This is a genomic window from Corynebacterium sp. 122RC1, from assembly GCF_024580955.1.
Classification (GTDB): Bacteria; Actinomycetota; Actinomycetes; order Mycobacteriales; family Mycobacteriaceae; genus Corynebacterium; species Corynebacterium kozikiae.
In genome coordinates this window covers 46,715-63,514 of sequence record NZ_JANIKD010000007.1, presented here as the reverse complement: position 1 = coordinate 63,514, position 16,800 = coordinate 46,715, and the positions used below count along the sequence as shown (strand labels likewise).

The 16,800-nt window shown below is 61.5% G+C and carries 16 protein-coding genes; 7 read left to right on the top strand and 9 right to left on the bottom strand.

What is annotated here, in order from left to right; genetic code table 11:
- Nucleotides 1–161: 161 nt before the first annotated feature.
- Nucleotides 162–1,196 carry a class II fructose-bisphosphate aldolase gene (gene fbaA, locus NQ050_RS05175; protein ID WP_257038226.1) on the top strand — a complete coding sequence of 345 codons (1,035 nt, stop codon included), beginning with the start codon at nt 162–164 and terminating at the stop codon, nt 1,194–1,196.
- A 68-nt stretch (nt 1,197–1,264) separates the two neighbouring features.
- Here fbaA and NQ050_RS05170 read toward each other — a convergent pair whose 3' ends face one another.
- From NQ050_RS05170 to NQ050_RS05160, 3 genes are all read right to left on the bottom strand, one after another.
- The gene (locus tag NQ050_RS05170; RefSeq protein WP_257038225.1) at nt 1,265–2,866 is read right to left on the bottom strand and encodes an FAD/NAD(P)-binding protein; all 1,602 of its coding nucleotides are present in this window, start codon (nt 2,864–2,866) and stop codon (nt 1,265–1,267) included.
- Between the two features lie 65 nt (nt 2,867–2,931).
- Nucleotides 2,932–3,411, bottom strand: a complete 480-nt coding sequence (locus NQ050_RS05165) for a hypothetical protein (protein WP_257038224.1) — start codon at nt 3,409–3,411, stop codon at nt 2,932–2,934.
- Nucleotides 3,408–3,596, bottom strand: coding sequence for a helix-turn-helix transcriptional regulator (locus tag NQ050_RS05160; RefSeq protein WP_257038260.1), 189 nt, complete (start codon nt 3,594–3,596; stop codon nt 3,408–3,410). The genes NQ050_RS05165 and NQ050_RS05160 overlap by 4 nt, the downstream gene beginning before the upstream one ends.
- Before the next feature lie 144 nt (nt 3,597–3,740).
- Between NQ050_RS05160 and NQ050_RS05155 the strand changes: the two genes are divergently transcribed.
- Together NQ050_RS05155 and NQ050_RS05150 are read left to right on the top strand one after the other, a co-directional pair.
- Nucleotides 3,741–4,835 (top strand): aromatic acid exporter family protein, encoded by a 1,095-nt coding sequence (locus NQ050_RS05155; protein WP_257038223.1) that lies wholly within the window; start codon nt 3,741–3,743, stop codon nt 4,833–4,835.
- Between the two features lie 5 nt (nt 4,836–4,840).
- Nucleotides 4,841–5,992 carry an aromatic acid exporter family protein gene (locus tag NQ050_RS05150; RefSeq protein WP_257038222.1) on the top strand — a complete coding sequence of 384 codons (1,152 nt, stop codon included), beginning with the start codon at nt 4,841–4,843 and terminating at the stop codon, nt 5,990–5,992.
- Between the two features lie 19 nt (nt 5,993–6,011).
- Here the strand turns inward: NQ050_RS05150 and NQ050_RS05145 are convergent, their stop codons facing one another.
- Entirely contained in the window at nt 6,012–6,788 is a 777-nt protein-coding gene (locus NQ050_RS05145; protein ID WP_257038221.1) for a hypothetical protein, read from the bottom strand.
- A gap of 53 nt (nt 6,789–6,841) precedes the next feature.
- Here NQ050_RS05145 and NQ050_RS05140 point away from each other — a divergent pair, with 53 nt between their 5' ends.
- Complete coding sequence (locus NQ050_RS05140) at nt 6,842–8,131, top strand: adenylosuccinate synthase (RefSeq protein WP_257038220.1); 1,290 nt, start codon at nt 6,842–6,844, stop codon at nt 8,129–8,131.
- A gap of 26 nt (nt 8,132–8,157) precedes the next feature.
- Here the strand turns inward: NQ050_RS05140 and NQ050_RS05135 are convergent, their stop codons facing one another.
- A complete protein-coding gene (locus tag NQ050_RS05135; RefSeq protein WP_257038219.1) occupies nt 8,158–8,820 on the bottom strand; it encodes an ATP-grasp domain-containing protein in 663 nt (220 codons plus the stop codon).
- A gap of 30 nt (nt 8,821–8,850) precedes the next feature.
- Between NQ050_RS05135 and NQ050_RS05130 the strand changes: the two genes are divergently transcribed.
- On the top strand, nt 8,851–9,351 hold the full coding sequence (locus NQ050_RS05130) for a phosphoribosyltransferase (protein ID WP_257038218.1): 501 nt from the start codon (nt 8,851–8,853) through the stop codon (nt 9,349–9,351).
- On the opposite strand, the gene NQ050_RS05125 is transcribed toward NQ050_RS05130, so the two are convergent.
- Entirely contained in the window at nt 9,338–9,775 is a 438-nt protein-coding gene (locus tag NQ050_RS05125) for a GNAT family N-acetyltransferase (protein ID WP_257038217.1), read from the bottom strand. The genes NQ050_RS05130 and NQ050_RS05125 overlap by 14 nt on opposite strands.
- Before the next feature lie 85 nt (nt 9,776–9,860).
- On the opposite strand from NQ050_RS05125, the gene pta reads away from it, so the two are divergent.
- Together pta and NQ050_RS05115 are read left to right on the top strand one after the other, a co-directional pair.
- On the top strand, nt 9,861–11,219 hold the full coding sequence (gene pta, locus NQ050_RS05120; protein WP_257038215.1) for a phosphate acetyltransferase: 1,359 nt from the start codon (nt 9,861–9,863) through the stop codon (nt 11,217–11,219).
- The gene (locus NQ050_RS05115; RefSeq protein WP_257038214.1) at nt 11,219–12,415 is read left to right on the top strand and encodes an acetate kinase; all 1,197 of its coding nucleotides are present in this window, start codon (nt 11,219–11,221) and stop codon (nt 12,413–12,415) included. The genes pta and NQ050_RS05115 overlap by 1 nt, the downstream gene beginning before the upstream one ends.
- On the opposite strand, the gene NQ050_RS05110 is transcribed toward NQ050_RS05115, so the two are convergent.
- The 3 genes from NQ050_RS05110 to NQ050_RS05100 are packed head-to-tail and all read right to left on the bottom strand — an operon-like array spanning nt 12,384 to nt 16,785.
- The gene (locus NQ050_RS05110; protein ID WP_257038213.1) at nt 12,384–14,531 is read right to left on the bottom strand and encodes a serine/threonine protein kinase; all 2,148 of its coding nucleotides are present in this window, start codon (nt 14,529–14,531) and stop codon (nt 12,384–12,386) included. The genes NQ050_RS05115 and NQ050_RS05110 overlap by 32 nt on opposite strands.
- Nucleotides 14,528–15,469 carry a glutamate ABC transporter substrate-binding protein gene (locus tag NQ050_RS05105; protein WP_257038212.1) on the bottom strand — a complete coding sequence of 314 codons (942 nt, stop codon included), beginning with the start codon at nt 15,467–15,469 and terminating at the stop codon, nt 14,528–14,530. The genes NQ050_RS05110 and NQ050_RS05105 overlap by 4 nt, the downstream gene beginning before the upstream one ends.
- Nucleotides 15,466–16,785 (bottom strand): phenol hydroxylase, encoded by a 1,320-nt coding sequence (locus NQ050_RS05100; RefSeq protein WP_257038211.1) that lies wholly within the window; start codon nt 16,783–16,785, stop codon nt 15,466–15,468. The genes NQ050_RS05105 and NQ050_RS05100 overlap by 4 nt, the downstream gene beginning before the upstream one ends.
- Nucleotides 16,786–16,800 lie beyond the last annotated feature (15 nt).

The window sequence follows — 16,800 nt, the reverse complement described above, 5'->3', positions numbered from 1 at the left end:
CCGAATATGTGGGATTTCTCTCCTAAAAATTTCGCCTTCGGGGCAGCGGCTGAGGTGCGTTGCTGGCATAATCGGTTATTAGGTCACCAAGGTCAATGGTTGCTGTTTGCTTGGCCTTGCGTGCGATAAACCCTAAACGTCCACTATCGGAAGGTGACGCAATGCCAATCGCAACCCCAGAGGTTTACAACGAGATGCTCGATCGCGCAAAGAAGGAAGGCTTTGCCTACCCAGCGATTAACTGCACCTCCTCGGAAACCATCAACGCTGCTCTCCGTGGTTTCGCCGAGGCAGAGTCGGACGGCATCATCCAGTTCTCCACCGGCGGTGCAGAGTTCGGTTCCGGCCTTTCCGTGAAGAACAAGGTTGCTGGCGCGCAGGCTCTTGCGGCGTTCGCACACGAGGCCGCAAAGCACTACGGCATCAACGTTGCGCTGCACACTGACCACTGCCAGAAGGAAGTGCTGGACGAGTACGTCCGCCCACTGCTGGCTATCTCTCAGGAGCGCGTTGACCGCGGCGAACTGCCACTGTTCCAGTCTCACATGTGGGACGGCTCCGCAGTGCCAATCGACGAAAACCTGGAGATCGCCCAGGAGCTGCTGGCCAAGGCAAAGGCAGCACACATCATCCTCGAGGTTGAGATCGGTGTTGTTGGTGGTGAGGAAGACGGCGTTGAAGCCAAGGCTGGCGCAAATCTTTACACCTCCGAAGAGGACTTTGCCAAGACCGTGGATGCCCTGGGCACCGGTGAAAACGGCCGCTACCTGCTGGCCGCCACCTTCGGTAACGTCCACGGCGTGTACAAGCCAGGCAACGTGAAGCTGCGCCCAGAGGTTCTGGACATGGGCCAGAAGGTTGCAGAAAAGAAGCTCGGTCTCACCGCCGGCTCCAACCCATTCGACTTCGTGTTCCACGGCGGCTCCGGCTCCGAGAAGGAAAAGATCGAAGAGGCTCTGCGTTACGGCGTTATCAAGATGAACGTGGACACTGACACCCAGTACGCCTTCACCCGCCCAATCGTTGGCCACATGTTCTCCAACTACGACGGCGTGCTCAAGGTAGACGGCGAAGTTGGCAACAAGAAGGCTTACGACCCACGCTCCTTCATGAAGAAGGCAGAGCAGGGCATGGCTGACCGCGTCGTCGAGGCCTGCCAGGACCTCCACTCCGTGGGCACCACGCTCAGCAAGTAATCTACTTGCGCGTTAGGGCACCGCCGGTTGGCGGTGCCCTATTTTTGTTGGCGTTGGGTGCCAGGCCCTCAAGCAACCCCGAGGATTGCCGCCGCGATGGCGTCGGCACGGCGCAGAATGCCATGGTTCGTGTAAGGCTCCGCGGTTTCGGCAGCGGGCCAGGTCACGCCGTCCACGGAGATGCCAAAGCAGTACAGGCCCGGTTGGTTGCGCACTTGCATGCTGGGCTCGTGGATGTCCACGGCGCCGGTGTGGGCGGTGCCGGTGGAGTCCGTGCGAACGCGTTCCACAACCAGCTCGTCATCGATGAGTTGGCGCAGCAGGGGATCGCCGGTAACGGTGATATCTGGGTTGGGCACTCTGGCCTCGATCACCACACGGGAAGGATAACGCTTGGTGGGATTGCGTTTGGAATAGCCCACAAAAGTTCCGCTGAGGTCGGGGTCCACCACAAAGTCCGGGCCGGGCAGCTCCACCACACCGGCGGCGATGAGCTGGCTGAGTTGCTCCAGGCGCATCTGCGGCGGGCCCATCAGGTTGCTGGAGTTCACGGCGGTGAAGAAGCCCTGGAAGTGCTCGCTAAAAGAGTGGGCGCTGAGGTGGGCGAGGCTGAGTTCGATTGCGTCCCAGCAGTCTCGGATGGGTTCACACCAGCGGGCGTCTTCCCGCAGGTAGTTCTGCAGCCACTGCGGCCAACGATCCATGTTCACTGGTGGGTGCAGAACGCGCTGCCAGTCCACACTCGGAAAGTGGTGTTCTACCTCTGCCACGGCGAGCGGCCAGATGTCACGCATGAAGTCCAAGGTCTGGTGCTTGGCAATGAGCGCCTCTACTGCTTGTTTGGTGAGGTGTTCCGGGGTGTAGCGGGTGGTCATTTCACGTTTGCCGCGGTAGGGCAGCCCACCGGGTGAGCCCGCCACGATCCGTGGCTCGCGGCCACTCGGGTGGTACTTGCCATCCCGGAACTCGCCGCCACGGCCGAGCGTGAGCTCCGCGAGGTAATCAAAAAAGCCCAGGCCAAGCCCCTTAATGAGCACGGTTTCCTCTGCGGAAATGGTGGACAGGTTGGCGTCGGCAGCGTTGCCCGGAAGGATGTGCAGCGCGTCTTTGTCTTTGGCATAGTCCAGGAGTACCTGGGCATCTGGGGGAGCAGCGGCAACGACGTGCCCAAGCGCCAGCACCACGGCGTCTACACGCACGGTTGCGGCGGGTGCCTCTACCTGCCACTGATCCCCAAAGGGGGCCACGCGCGTGACCTTGGATTTGTGCACACGCACCTGCTCATTGGTGATGTTTGAGAAGTGCCATTCTAGGTAGTGGCCGTAGAAGCGGCGCTGCGCGGGTTCCTCGGGTTGGAGGGATTCGGCGAGGTTGTGGAGTCCGGGTGGGAGCCAGTGGGTGGCGGCGGAACTGTGTGCCCATTCGTGCAGCGTGGGGCCTTGGCGTAGGGGGCCGCGCAGTTCCACGGTGGGGTCCATGAATGCCGTGACCTGCGAGCTTGCTGTGTTCATGAGCATTTGCGGGGATTGATCGGTGCGCCATACCGCCCCGGAGCCGGGGGCGTTGGGCTCAAAGATTTCGATGCGTATGGGTGCATCTGCCATGGACAGCAGGCGTTCGGCGACGGTGAGGCCGCGCGGTCCGCAGCCGATAATTGCAACGCTTCTCATGCGGCCAGCTTAATTGGGATGCTGGTGGGGGGTGGGGGTGCGTATGCTGCCGTGGCCCCACAAACCTACTCCTCCTCTACGGCATCGAGGCGCCTTTGGGCGCGGTTGCGCTGCCGCTCGGTCCACTTGGGCAAAAGCCAGAAGGCAATGCACCCGCCCACAATGCCGCCGATGGTAACGCTCATGGAGCCAAACGAGCTGCGGTAGGCAATCCCGGCGATCATCGCAACGCAGGGGATCATCACGAACCCCATGTAGCGCTTTTGCGGGACGTATTTGGGCTGTGGTACCCGATTGCGCAGCCAATCGTCGGCGGCGATTTCATGCGCCAGGATTGGCAGAAGCGCCAGGATGGACAGCAGTGAGTAGTTGCCTGGCAGCACCCAGGCCAATATGGCACCGGCGACTGTGGCGCCGATCGGGGCAGCGTATGCGCCCACCGCCATGCTCTGAAGGTAGGTGTTGGCTTGGTATTCGTCATCGCTGCCTTCATGTACGTGGGCGAGCGCAGTGCGGCCAAGCGCCTCAGTGATTTTGGTGCTCATGCTTGTTCCTTTCCAAATACTTCCTCCACCGTTTTGCCCAGCTCCCTACAGATGGCAAGGGCTAGGTACACGGAGGGGGAGTAGTTCCCTTTTTCGATGTTGGCAATGGTTTGTCTTGAAACGCCCACGCGCGCGGCCAGGTCTGCCTGCGAAAGTTCAAGCCAGCGCCGCCATTTGCGGACCATGTTTTCTTGCGGGTTCAAAACACCTCCCCTCTTTGGCAAAACGGAAACCCAATACGACCAAATGTAAAAGATTCTTTGCATGAAGTCAAGGCTTTCCTGAGGAGTACACTGATACGGCAGAGTCATGAAGGAACAGGAGCGTGTATGCGGCCAACACTGCTGCCAACATCGCGGATCACTGAGGGCATTGATCGTCTGAAAGACAACTGGCCCTACGTTCTCCAGGTGGGTTTGGCCTCTGGCCTGGCGTTTTGGGTGGGCTTGCTCATTGGGCACGAGCACCCCTTCTTTGCGCCCATGAGTGTGGTGATTGTGCTTTCCACCACCGGCGGTGAGCGCTTCCGCCGTTCCATCGAGCTGGTGGTGGGTGTCTCCGTGGGCGTTGGCTTGGGGGACCTGATCGTTGCCAGCGTGGGCACCGGCGTGTGGCAAATTGCCCTCGGCGTGATGTCCGCGGTGGCGGTAGGCATCTTCATTGACAAAGGCCCGCTGCTGGCCAACCAGGCGGCCTTCGCATCAGTACTGGTGGCGACCATCCTCCCGCCCAGCACGTCCGGCGGCTTTGACCGCATGACGGACGCGCTGATCGGCGGCATCGTGGGCTTGGTGGTGCTCGCGCTGTTTCCCATCTCTCCACTGCGTTCAGGGCGCCGCGAAATCTCTCACATGCTCGGCATCGCGGCCGGCATTCTGGATCAGGTGGCCAAAGCGCTGCCGCGTTACGACGCAGCCGCCATCTCCTCAGCCCTGGCCACAGCGCGCGGTACGCAAGCAGGCATTAATAAGATGATTGCAGCGGCGCAGGAAAGCAAGGAGGCTGCGAGGTTTTCGCCCTTCCTGTGGGCGCAGCGCAGCCGCATTGCAAGCATGTTGCGCATCCTCAACCCGGTGGATAACACCATCCGTTCCACCCGCGTGCTCGCCCGGCAGGCGCTCATCCTCGCCGAGGCCCAGGGCAGGACATCCGAAGAGCAGGTGCAGATGATTGCGGAGCTCTCCCAGATCGCAGAAACCCTGGCGCACGCTTACGCGGGGCATGAGGCCGAACACCTGGTGATCCCCAAACTGGTGAAGCAACTCCAAGGGTTGGCTGTGCGCGCGCAGCCGGAAATACTCGCCCCTCAAGCGCTCACTCAGCAGGCGCTGCTGGTGCAAACGCGCTCGTTGATTGTGGACATGCTGCAAATCTGTGGGATGTCTAGAAAGTCGGCGGCGGCAGCACTGGCGCCGGTAACCTAGGCGGCATGGGCAAACGCACTACGGCAACCGTTGCGCAGATACGCAAACTGGATGACTCCCTGCATAACCGCGCACTTCGCGTGCGCCGCAACCTGCTCTCCATCGTTCAGGTGGCCATTGCCGCAGGCCTGGCGTTCTATATAGCCCAACGCTTCTTTGGCCACTCCGTGCCCTTCTTCGCCCCGATGGCGGCGGTGATCACCCTGGGGCTTTCCGGTGGGGCGAGGCTGCGGCGAGCCTTTGAGTTGGCCTTGGGGTGCTCCGTTGGCGTGGGTCTTGGGGACCTCCTCATCTACAACATCGGCTCCGGGCACTGGCAGATCGCGCTGGCGGTCGCGGTGAGTTTGGCTGTGGCCTCATTCCTTTCCGGTTCGCAGCTCGTGAGCAACCAAGTGGCCATTGGTTCCATCCTGATTGCCACCATCATGCCCCCAGGGAGCAGTAGTGGCTTCGAGCGGCCAATCGATGCCCTCATCGGTGGTGCCGTGGCCATCCTGGTGATCGCCGTCCTGCCCAACGCCCCGCTCAGCGCAGGGCGCCGTGAAGTGTCTAAAGTGCTGGCGCTGGCGGCGTCGGTACTTGAGGATGTAGCAGAAGCGCTAGCGCGGCGGGACGCGCAGGCCATTGAAACCGCGCTGGCGCTGGTGCGCGGGAGCCAGACCAACATCAACGCGATGCTGGAGGCGGCCAAAGGTTCAAAGGAAAACGTGGCCGTATCACCGCTGTTGTGGGCTGCGCGGCGGAGGGTTGATTCCTTCGTGCGGATCCTGGCGCCGGTGGACAACGCGATCCGCAATACGCGCGTGCTGGCCCGGCGGGCACAGGTGCTGTTGCAGGACGGCGACGCCGTGAGTGAGCAACAGATCGCGATCATCAGCGACCTCTCCCTGGTAACCAACCGCCTTGCTGAGCTATACGCCCAAGGCCACTCCGAGGCCCAAGAGGTACCCGAGTTAGTACACACATTGCGTGACGTAGGTGCGCGCGCCGGGTTGGACGTGGCCAAAGGGGGAGTGCTTTCCGCGCAGGTAATCCTTGCACAATCGCGTTCCATCACCGTGGACTTGCTGCAAGTGTGTGGCATGTCCCGTGAGTCGGCGGTCGCACAGTTGGCCCCCACCTCATCTTCGCCCGCGTTCCCGCCAGAGGTGGATTAGCAGTGGCAGTGCGTAGAGCTTAAGGCCTCACCACTTGAATATCGCGCAAATGCCTGTAAAACGTAGCGCCTTCTACTGGGCGTTTGCGCGATACGCCGTCTACCACCACCCGCAACTCTTTGCCGCCGGCTTGCAACGCGCGCCCCGCGAGCACCTGGTCACTCACTAGGTTCGCTGGTACTGTGCGCAACAACTTGCGCCGCGGGCTGCCGCCGGAAATCAACGGCGCGGCAAGCAAGCCGGGCGCGTCGAGCATTGGCACCAACCGCGCACCATAATTGCCCAACGCACGCTTCTTGCCTTCCTCAAACCCCGCGGTCAGGCGCTGTGAATCCACAATGATCTCCCCGTACAACTCCGTGCCATCCCAAGCTCCGATGGTGGCCTCGCCTGCTACGGCGGTGCCGGCGTCGTCACGGATGAGCGGCGTGGGCTTTGCCGGAGCTTCCCGCAGAAACTCCGCACCCGGAACACCCCAGCCCACCGCCAAGGGGGAGGTGGGGTCAATCGGCTCGTACGCAAACTCCACCCAGCAAGCATCCGCGCGCATGAGGAAGGTGAGAACGGCGGAGGCGGCGGCGTCGGAACCCTTGACGACGACGCGCAGCGGGTGCTTGAGGAACGGCTCCTGCGGCGCGGGACGGGGAGCTTCGAGGTGTTCAACGTTGGGGGACTGGGCAATTTCCTTCAGGCTGGGGGTGGGGTCCTCCGGCAAGGCTTGATTGATGTGGGGGCGAAGCGATTTTAGATCGCGCTGGGAGGGCACGGTGCGGCCGAGGTCAAGTTCATACAGCATGGTGTGTAAAATGGTACAACGTCTGTTTTCAACAAATTAAAGGACGTGCACACATGGCAGCGATCGTGATCGTAGGTGCTCAATGGGGCGACGAGGGTAAAGGCAAAGCCACTGATATCCTCGGCGGCCTGGTGGACTATGTAGTCAAGCCCAACGGCGGTAACAACGCTGGTCACACCGTAGTTGTTGGCGGTGAAAAGTACGAGCTCAAGCTCCTGCCCGCCGGTGTGCTTTCAGAAAACGCGGTGCCCATCCTTGGCAACGGCGTGGTGATCAACCTTGAAGCGCTCTTTGAGGAAATTGACGGGTTGGAGGCCCGCGGTGCCAACGCCTCCCGGCTGAAGATCTCCGCCAACGCCCACCTTGTTGCGCCCTACCACCAGGTTCTTGACCGGGTGCAGGAGCGTTTCCTGGGTAAGCGCGCCATTGGCACCACCGGCCGCGGCATTGGCCCCACCTACGCAGACAAGGTCTCCCGTGTAGGCATCCGCGTTCAAGACGTGTTTGATGAATCAATCTTGCGCCAAAAAATCTCCTCCGCCCTGGACGTGAAAAACCAGATTCTGGTGAAGATGTATAACCGCAAGGCAATTGAAGTTGAAGCCATGGTGGAATACTTCCTCTCCTACGCAGACCGCCTGCGCCCAATGGTGATCGACGCCGAACTGGAACTCAACCGCGCACTCGACGCCGGCAAACACGTCCTCATGGAAGGTGGCCAAGCCACCATGCTGGACGTAGACCACGGCACATACCCCTTTGTTACCTCCTCCAACCCCACCGCGGGAGGCGCATGCGTTGGCGCCGGCATTGGCCCCACCCGCATCACTTCCTCCCTCGGCATCATCAAGGCGTACACCACCCGCGTAGGTGCCGGACCATTCCCCACCGAACTCTTTGACAAGTGGGGCGAATACCTACAGGTCACCGGCGGTGAGGTGGGTGTGAACACTGGCCGCAAACGCCGCTGTGGCTGGTACGACTCCGTAATTGCCCGCTACGCCTCCCGCGTGAACGGCTTCACGGACCTCTTCCTAACCAAGCTGGATGTGCTCACCGGCATCGGCGAAATCCCCATCTGCGTGGCCTACGAAGTAGACGGCCAACGCTTTGAGGAGATGCCACTGACCCAATCCGAGTTCCACCACGCCACCCCCATCTTTGAGACCATGCCCGCCTGGGAAGAAGACATCACCGGCTGCAAGACCTTCGAAGAGCTCCCCGAGAAAGCCCGAGCTTACGTGCTCCGCCTGGAAGAGCTCTCCGGCTGCCGAATCTCTTACATCGGCGTGGGTCCTGGCAGGGACCAAACCATCGTTCGCCACGACGTCATGGCCTCTTAAAAGTTTTTGTGACTGGTGGGGTTTCCCTACGAAACTTCGGCCAGGGCCTCCCGTGCTTCTTCGGTGGTTTCGGCGGAGACGTAGGCGAGACTTTCGCCTTCGGCTTGGATGGCGTCACTTTCTGGCGCGGTCAGGGCAGAACGTAGCGGCACGTTGCGGGTTGCGGCGCCGGGTGTGGTGAGGGTGACGTCGATAGGCAATCCCAGCACGGCGCGGGCATGAAGCTCGTACTGGCTGCGCCGCTGAGTGCCCAGGGTGACTTCGCCGGCGCGGGTGGGGCCGGGGACGCAGCGGTGAAGGAGGGCGTCGTCGCCGGAGATTTCCAACTCCACTGAAAACAGGCCCTGGCCCCCGATGCTGTTCGTGATGCGGGCGGCGATTGAACGGGCGGCGTCGCGGGCCGCTTGAGTCATGTGGGCTGGTTGCCAAACGATTTCGTCCTGGCAGGCGATCGGTTCCCCAAACCAGGTGGCAAGCTCGCCGGTGGCGGGGTCAATCGAGCGGATGGCCTGTACGGTGACGGCGTTGGTGGTTTCTGAGGCAACCGGGAGGCCTAGCTCTTCGGAGGCGTGTGTGCGCTGGGCGGCGGCGTCGAACTGCGCCTCAGTGATCTCTACCTCCTGGCCTAGGCGTGCGAATGCCTGTTTCATGAGCAGGCGAGTCACGGCAGTGGGGGCAATCAGTTCCATAGAGGTTCATCCTAACGGTAGGGTTGGTACATGGCTTACCATGCAGATTCTCAAGACCTTGAGACTAAAGAGGTCCTCACCTGGGAGGGGTTCGGTACCGCCTCCCGTGAGCTCGCGCAGCAAATTGTAGATAGCGGTTTTACCCCGGACATTATTGTGGCCGTTGCCCGCGGTGGCCTGGTGCCCGCCGGCGCGCTTTCCTATTCCATGGGGGTGAAGCTTTCAGACGCCATCAACGTGGAGTTTTACACCGACGTCCACGAAACACTCCCAGACCCCGTGCTCCTGGAACCCCTGCTGGACACCAACTCCATCAAGGGCAAGCGCCTGCTGGTGGTAGACGATGTTGCAGATTCCGGGCGCACTCTGGCGCTGGTGCTGAAGCTGTTGGAGGGCTACGGCTCTGAGGTGCGCTCGGCGGTTGTGTACGCCAAGAGCGCCTCCGAGGTTGATCCTGATTATGTGTGGCGCCGCACGGACGAGTGGATTGTGTTCCCGTGGTCCGCGCTGCCGCCTGTTACTTCAGCATAGGGATGTGGGGCACGCCGTCCTCGTCAAAGGCCTCGCCCACGCGGGTGAATCCGTACTGCTCGTAGTAGCGCTCTAGGGGTTCCTGTGCGTGGATGAGCACGCGCTTGCCGGGGAATTGTTCCTCCGCGTAGCGCAGGGCTTGGAACATGAGCTCTTGGGCAAGGCCAGTGCCGCGTGCGGAGGGAGCCACCACGAAACGGCCCAGCTTGACGTGCTCGCCTTCGGGAAAGATGCGGGCACAGCCGAGCAGGGTGGCGTCGGTACCCCATGCCATGAAATGCGCGGCGGTGAGGTCGTGATCATCGATCTCCGCATAGGGGCACTGTTGCTCCGCCACGAACACATCGACGCGCAGTTTATACAGTTTGTGGAGTTCAAGCGGGCTGAGGTCCGCGAGCCTGGAAACAGCAAAAAATGGATCCATGGGAGCCCACTTTAGCCCCCCAAACGCCTGTAATACAGCTAGACTTATGCCTTGTTTCACTGTGAGAAATGAGAAGGGAATTTCCGTGACCGATACAGTCCTGCTCACCCGCGCGGGCCGCAATTTTGACGGTTTTGACGTTGACGGCTTTGCCTCCCACCTTGGATTGTCGGTCCACCACCTCATTGACCAGGAAGCCTCCATCAGTGCGGTGCTGGCATCCAACCCCACTGGCCTGCTGATCGGCTCCGGCAACGTGAACTTTGACGCCAAAGCAGCCTCCGCCCTTGGCGTCCCCCTCCTCCTGCTTTCCGACGTCCCCAAGGGCCTGCACATCGACCTCGCCCTGGGGGAGTCAGCGGAGCTCGGGGCAACGGTTGCGGCCACCTTCACCGCTGAGGAAGTAGCTACCCAAGCCGGATTGGATCGGGTGGCTCAGGCGCTTGAGCACACGCAGGCTGAGCAGGTGATGAGCGCCCCGGTGTTCGAGCACTGGCTGCTGGAACTGGCCAAGGAAAAGCAGGCGCACATTGTGCTGCCGGAAGGCGATGATGACCGCATTCTCACCGCCGCCTCCATTCTGCTGGCCAGGAACATCTGCAAGCTCACCATCCTGGGTGATCCCGCTACCGTCACCGCCCGCGCGCAGGAGCTCGGTCTGGACATTTCTGCGGCCACCATCAAGGACACAGACCCAGACGAGTTCGCAGAAGATTTCTACGAGCTGCGCAAATCCAAGGGCATCACCTTGGAAGATGCGCGCGAAACCATGAAGGACATCTCCTACTACGCCACCATGATGATCCACAAGGGTCTGGCAGACGGCATGGTGTCCGGCGCCGCGCACACCACTGCGCACACCATCAAGCCCTCCTTCCAGATCATCAAAACCAAGCCCGGTGCATCGGTGGTTTCCTCCATCTTCCTCATGGTGATGCGCGGCCGCCTGTGGGCGTTCGGTGACTGCGCCGTAAACCCCAACCCCACCGCAGAACAGCTCGCGGAAATCGCCGTTGTCTCCGCGGAAACCGCGGCCCAGTTTGGCATTGACCCCCGCGTGGCGCTGCTCAGCTACTCCACCGGCAGCTCCGGCTCCGGCCCAGACGTAGACCGCGCCGTAGAAGCCACCCGCCTGGCCAAGGAAAAGGCCCCAGAGCTCAAGCTGGACGGCCCGCTGCAATTCGACGCCGCCGTGGACCCCACCGTAGCCGCCAAGAAGATGCCAGACTCCCCAGTGGCTGGCCAAGCCAATGTGTTTATCTTCCCAGACCTGGAAGCGGGCAACATCGGCTACAAAACCGCCCAGCGCACCGGCCACGCCCTCGCCGTTGGCCCAATCCTGCAGGGCCTGAACAAACCGGTCAATGACCTTTCCCGCGGCGCCACGGTAGATGACATCGTGAACACCGTAGCCATCACCGCCATCCAAGCTGGAGGAAACTAATGTCGCTCGTATTGGTGCTGAACTCCGGCAGCTCATCCATCAAATTCCAACTCGTTGACCCCACCTCCCACGCCACCGACGAACCCTTCGCCTCCGGCCTGGTGGAGCAAATCGGTGAGCCCAGTGGCACCATCACCCTGAAGCACGCCGGGGAAAAGCACCGCATCGAGGCCCCCATCCCAGATCACGCCGCCGGCCTAGACCTTGCCTTCACCCTCATGAGTGAGCACAAGTGCGGGCCCAAGGACGTAGAACTGGTGGCGGTGGGGCACCGAACCGTCCACGGCGGTTTGCTGTTCAACTCCCCAGAGGTGATCACAGACGAGATCGTGGAACTCATGCGCGACCTCATCCCACTCGCCCCACTGCACAATCCCGCGAACATCGTGGGCATTGAAGTGGCCCGCGAACTGCTGCCAGACATTCCCCATGTGGCGGTGTTTGATACCGGCTTCTTCCACTCACTGCCACCCGCTGCCGCTCTTTACGCAATCGACGCCGAGACCGCCGCCGAGCACGGTGTTCGTAGGTACGGCTTCCACGGCACCAGCCACGAGTACGTTTCTCACAAAGTTGCGGACATCTTGGGCCGTCCGTATGAGGACATCAACCAGATCACCCTCCACCTTGGCAACGGTGCATCCTGCGCGGCTATCAAGGGCGGGCGTCCCATTGACACCTCTATGGGCATGACCCCACTGGCCGGACTGGTGATGGGCACACGCTCTGGAGACATCGACCCCGGCATCGTGTTCCACCTCCACCGCACCGCAGGCATGAGCATCGATGAAATCGACGCCCTGCTGAACAAGCGCTCCGGCGTGAAAGGCATCTCCGGTGTGAATGACTTCCGCGAGCTGCGCGCCCTCATCGACGAGGGCAACCAGGACGCCTGGCTTGCCTACAACATCTACATCCACCAACTGCGCCGCTACATCGGTTCCTACATGATCTCCCTCGGCCGCGTAGACGCCATCACCTTCACCGCCGGAGTGGGGGAGAACGCGGACTTTGTGCGTGAAGATGCCCTCGCCGGCCTGGAAATGTACGGCATCAAGATTGACCCGGCCAAAAACGGCCGCGAGCAAATCATCTCCACCGACGACTCCACCATCAAAGTCCTCGTGGTCCCCACCAACGAGGAATTGGCGATCGCCCGCTACGCTAAAACCAAGTCCGAGGCCGCACAGAGTTAGCCAAATCCACCAGGGCGTAGCGGTGCGCCGGGGTGGTGGCGCTGCGCGCCAGTTGGCGCAGACTCTTGGAAAGCCCCTCCCTCAGACCGGTGCGGCTGAAGGCAAAGCCCATGAGGGGGCCGGAAGCTGCGGCCTCCTGGAGGTCATTGTCCATGAGCCACTGCAACCCCTGGTTGAGCACGGCAATCTGAATCTGCAGGAAGCGGGGGTCATTGGTTGGGATTTCCTCCAGGCGCCGCCCAGCCCTGCGGATACGAGTTTCGCTGGGCTCAGCACTGATGAGGTGCAAAATGGCCGTGAGCTGCGCCATCCTGTGGTGCCTCGACTGCTGCGGCACCTGATCCAACACATTCACCGCCGTTTCCACCTGATGCTCCGCCACCAGGGCGCGTGCCAAGCCGAAAGCCGAGCTCACCGTAGTGGGATTGGTGGCCCACACCAGCGCGTAGAGGTACATGGACTTGAAACGCAGAAGGCGCGGCTCTTGGCTGAGCTGGGCCCAGGCTCCTGGAATGGCGTCGCCTTCCAAATTGCTCGCCGCTAGTGCCAGCTCGGGGCCAATGAGTGACTGCTCGTTCATCCCCATCTGCTGGATCATCATCTCGCCCACTGCGGCCCTTGCCAACTTCGGTGCGGCCTCTCCCGGCAGGATGCGGTACACCTCATTGAAAAACGTCTGCGCCGCCGGGAAATCCTCCAAAAGGAGCGCCGTGATGCCTGAATACCAGTGGTGGCGCCAGTCATCGCCCAGAGTGGGCTCCAGGGTGCGCAGCCAATTCCGTGCCTCCTTTGTGGCGCCCATGTCCAGTAGCGCACGCACCACGCCAAGCGGGATTTCTTTACTGTCCGCGTACTGGCTCATGGCCTGACGCATCGTTTCCAGTGCTTCCGAAGGTTCGGTATAGGAGGAGCCGGAGATCATAGGCGCGCCGGGGTCATCGCGGTCCAGCAGCGGCACGGGCAGCGCGGCATTTACTTCTTGCGGGGTAATGCGTACGCTGCGCTCGATCCCATCCAGCAGTTGATCCGTGCGGAACACCAGATGCTTGGTCCCAAAGGTGGAGCGCTGCGGTGAATACAGGGAGTGCTGGGCGGGGAAATGCTTGCCGGTGGTGGTGGCCACGAATTCACGCAGCACGCCATAGAGCTGCGTCTCCAGCTCCCTCACGTTGGCAAAGCGCTTCTGCGGATCTTCGTCCGTGGCCCTCCGCAATAGCCGGTAGTAGCTCATATTGGTGGCAAACAGCGGCTCTTCCTCTGGCGTGGGCAACCCCGGCAGGTACGCACCGTCTTCCACCGGCAGTTTCACAGTGAGTGATGCCAGCGTGCGGCCGATGGTGTAGATGTCGCTGGCCACGCTGGGCCCGTCGGTAGCAACCTCTGGAGCCTGAAACCCCTTCGTGCCGTAGATGAAGCCGAACGCCCCGATACCACTCACCGCGCCGAGGTCGATCAGCTTCACCTGGTCCTCTGTGGCAATGATGTTGTCCGGTTTGAGGTCGTTGTACACCACCCCGCGCGAGTGCAGGTACTCCAGCGCCGGGAGGATTTCCAGGATGTAGCCGATTGCGATGTCGATGCTGAACACGTCCTGTCCGCGCAGCTCGCGTAACGACGGCCCATGCACGTACTCCATCACGATCAGCCCGCCCGTGCGGGGGTCGTCCACAAAGTTGTAGGCCTTCACCACACCTGGGTGCGTGATGTCTGCAAGAAACTCCTGCTCACCCGTATCCGCCCTGCCCTTGAGCACCACCAGGCGCTCGGAAACGTTGCGGTCTTGCGCCAGGTAGATCCAGCCCATGCCGCCGTGGCCAACTACGCCTTTGACCTCGTACTGCTCGGCCACCACATCGCCTGGGTGCAGGACCGGCTGATCCTCGTATCCGCTGGGGTCCTTGAGCATCTGCGGTGGCGGCGTGATGAACGGCAGCTCGGTCATGCCGTTGGCTACGGGCCTCGCGCTGCGTTCCGCGCCCCTGCGGGAGCGGAAGGTGTCCAGCGCTTGTTCTTTGGCGCGCGAGGAGGTGTCATGCAACGCCGTGATGTCATCCATGATTGCGCCGAGGTCATCGTCGGCGAAGGGATCAAAGACTACTGCCTCTGTCTCACTCATTGCTCACTCCTGTAGTTCAGCAGCGGAGGTTGCTGGGCAGGGAGGTAGGCGCCGAACCAACGGTCGTAGCTTGCCCGCCACGTCCCATCCTGAAATACCCGCTCCAACGTGGAGTTGACCTGCCGAATCAACCCATCCGAGTTATGCCGCGCGCCGGGCTTGCCAAAAGCGATGCCGTAATCCTCCACCGCCAGTACCTCACCGACAATCTTGGTGGAAGGGTCCTGCGCTCTCATGCCGGAAAGGATTGAATCATCAGAAATCACCGCGTCCACTTGTCCCTGCTGGAGCGCCAGCAGGCAGTCTGAAGAGCCCCGCACCAGCAGCAGGTTCTTTGCGGTGGTCACGCGCTGTTGCCCCGTGGAACCTGCCGCCGCGCACACCGTTTTGCCCGCCAAGTCCTCCGGTGATGCAATATCCGAATACGTGTTGGTGAGCAGGCGTGTGCGGGCCGTGTAGTACGGGGTGGAGAAGAACACCTGGTCTTGGCGTTGGCGGGTGATGGAAAGGGAGCGGATCACAAAATCCACTTCTTTCGCCTCAATCATCCGCAGCCAACTATTGGAATCAACGTAGCGGAAGTCCACCTTGGAGGCGTCGCCAAAAATGTCCCTGGCGATCTCCCGCACCAAATCAACCTCGAACCCCTCCAGTTCCCCGGTCACTGGATTGCGGAAGCCCACCAGGTTTTGCGACTGCTCCACACCCACAATCAGCCTGCCGCGCGCCAGGATGTCCGGAACCCGCTCCTGCACCGTGCGTGCGTCGGGTTGCAAAGAACCCAGCAAGTTCTCCGTGATCACTTCCTGCTGCTGCACCGGCGCTAACACCGCACCATCAGGCAGGGGATATTGGAACGTGTTGGTAATCGGCGCGGGCGGCGGGGTTTCCTGTGTGCAGGCCGTGAGGAGCAGGCAGAGGGCGATGATGCGTTTCATAGGAACTCCTGCAGCCTCGGGCGGATGCCAATCCAAATGGAGAGCACCGCGCTGATGGTGAGGATGAGCACCACATGGCCTACCACGCTAAACGCTTCTAAACTGCGGAAACTATATGAGCGCATGGAGTCTCGGGTGGAGTTGATGAGCTCGCCCAATGCATCATTGAGGCGCATGAAAGCGCTCTTCTTGGTGGTGCTCAGCGTGATGTTGAGGGCTTCGTCGTAGTCACCGGAGTTCAGCGCGGTTGAAAGTTGCAGGTGGGTAGCTTCCCACTCACTGGTACTTGAACGGGCGATGTCCAAGGTGGCTTGGTGCTGGGCGGCCAGGGGAGAGCTTGCATAGGTGTCCAAGGCCTCGTTGACGGTCTTTATGGCGGTGGCAAAGCTCGCGTTGGAGGCGTCCAATGACTGCCTGAGCACCAATGCCAACGTTTCCGTAGAGCGGGTTTGCTGAGCCACAATACGCGCGTCCACCAGCGCGGACATCGGGGCGGCGGCAACCTCCCGCGCCGTGCTCGCAGCCCGCCACGTCAGCGCACTCGCCGTGCCCACCCACGCCAACACCGCAACCACCATCGCGGTGGCCACCACCATGCCCGGATTCAGCCGCCTCCTGGTCACTTTTGCCAGCCACACTTGCCCCGCTATGAGTGCTGCGAGCGCAAACACCATCCCCAAAATTGGCCACTGCAACGGCTGCCCGAAGGCGCGCTGCTGCTCCAAAAAGGTGCTGTCCGTGGTGTTGTGCAGCTTGGCGGCTGCCGGGAGGATCTCATCACGCATCACCACGTTGGCCTCAGACATGTAGCTGGCACCCACCGGATTGCCCTGCCGCGCGTTCAACCAGGCCGTTTCCACCAACGCGTTATACACCGGCAAACGTGAGGAGATGGTGTTCAGGGTCTCCAGCTCCTCCTGCTCAAGGCCCGCAGCCGCCTGAGTGAGTGCCGTTGAGGCGTCGGAGATCGCTGCATGGTAGCGCTCCTTGTTTTCCGTTGCGTCACTGCCCGCCCGCACAAACACCACCGACGCCAACGTATTTGCCACCGACAGCGAGGAATACATGCGGTGAGTCAAATAATTCACCGGCTCGGTACTATTGAGCATCGTTTCCAGATCACCGCGCCGATCCGTAGAAAACTGCGCCAACGCCAAGCCCGCAGCCAGCAGAAACACGCTGAGGATCACCACCAGGGACGTCATTTTTCCTGGGGTGGTCACCAAGAACGCGAAGAGCTTGCGCGCCCAGATGATCGGGTAGTACACAGAACGCCGATCGTCCACGCGGTCAAGCCAGTGGTCGTGTGCAGTCATCCCTGCTAACTTTAG

Coding starts and splice junctions, on each gene's coding strand:
- NQ050_RS05160 (WP_257038260.1), bottom strand. CDS start 3,596: ATGGTCCGCAAATGGCGGCGCTGGCTTGAACTTTCGCAGGCAGACCTG.
- NQ050_RS05140 (WP_257038220.1), top strand. CDS start 6,842: ATGGCAGCGATCGTGATCGTAGGTGCTCAATGGGGCGACGAGGGTAAA.
- NQ050_RS05155 (WP_257038223.1), top strand. CDS start 3,741: ATGCGGCCAACACTGCTGCCAACATCGCGGATCACTGAGGGCATTGAT.
- NQ050_RS05105 (WP_257038212.1), bottom strand. CDS start 15,469: ATGAAACGCATCATCGCCCTCTGCCTGCTCCTCACGGCCTGCACACAG.
- NQ050_RS05170 (WP_257038225.1), bottom strand. CDS start 2,866: ATGAGAAGCGTTGCAATTATCGGCTGCGGACCGCGCGGCCTCACCGTC.
- NQ050_RS05130 (WP_257038218.1), top strand. CDS start 8,851: ATGGCTTACCATGCAGATTCTCAAGACCTTGAGACTAAAGAGGTCCTC.
- NQ050_RS05115 (WP_257038214.1), top strand. CDS start 11,219: ATGTCGCTCGTATTGGTGCTGAACTCCGGCAGCTCATCCATCAAATTC.
- NQ050_RS05150 (WP_257038222.1), top strand. CDS start 4,841: ATGGGCAAACGCACTACGGCAACCGTTGCGCAGATACGCAAACTGGAT.
- NQ050_RS05165 (WP_257038224.1), bottom strand. CDS start 3,411: ATGAGCACCAAAATCACTGAGGCGCTTGGCCGCACTGCGCTCGCCCAC.
- NQ050_RS05110 (WP_257038213.1), bottom strand. CDS start 14,531: ATGAGTGAGACAGAGGCAGTAGTCTTTGATCCCTTCGCCGACGATGAC.
- NQ050_RS05135 (WP_257038219.1), bottom strand. CDS start 8,820: ATGGAACTGATTGCCCCCACTGCCGTGACTCGCCTGCTCATGAAACAG.
- fbaA (WP_257038226.1), top strand. CDS start 162: ATGCCAATCGCAACCCCAGAGGTTTACAACGAGATGCTCGATCGCGCA.
- NQ050_RS05100 (WP_257038211.1), bottom strand. CDS start 16,785: ATGACTGCACACGACCACTGGCTTGACCGCGTGGACGATCGGCGTTCT.
- NQ050_RS05145 (WP_257038221.1), bottom strand. CDS start 6,788: ATGCTGTATGAACTTGACCTCGGCCGCACCGTGCCCTCCCAGCGCGAT.
- NQ050_RS05125 (WP_257038217.1), bottom strand. CDS start 9,775: ATGGATCCATTTTTTGCTGTTTCCAGGCTCGCGGACCTCAGCCCGCTT.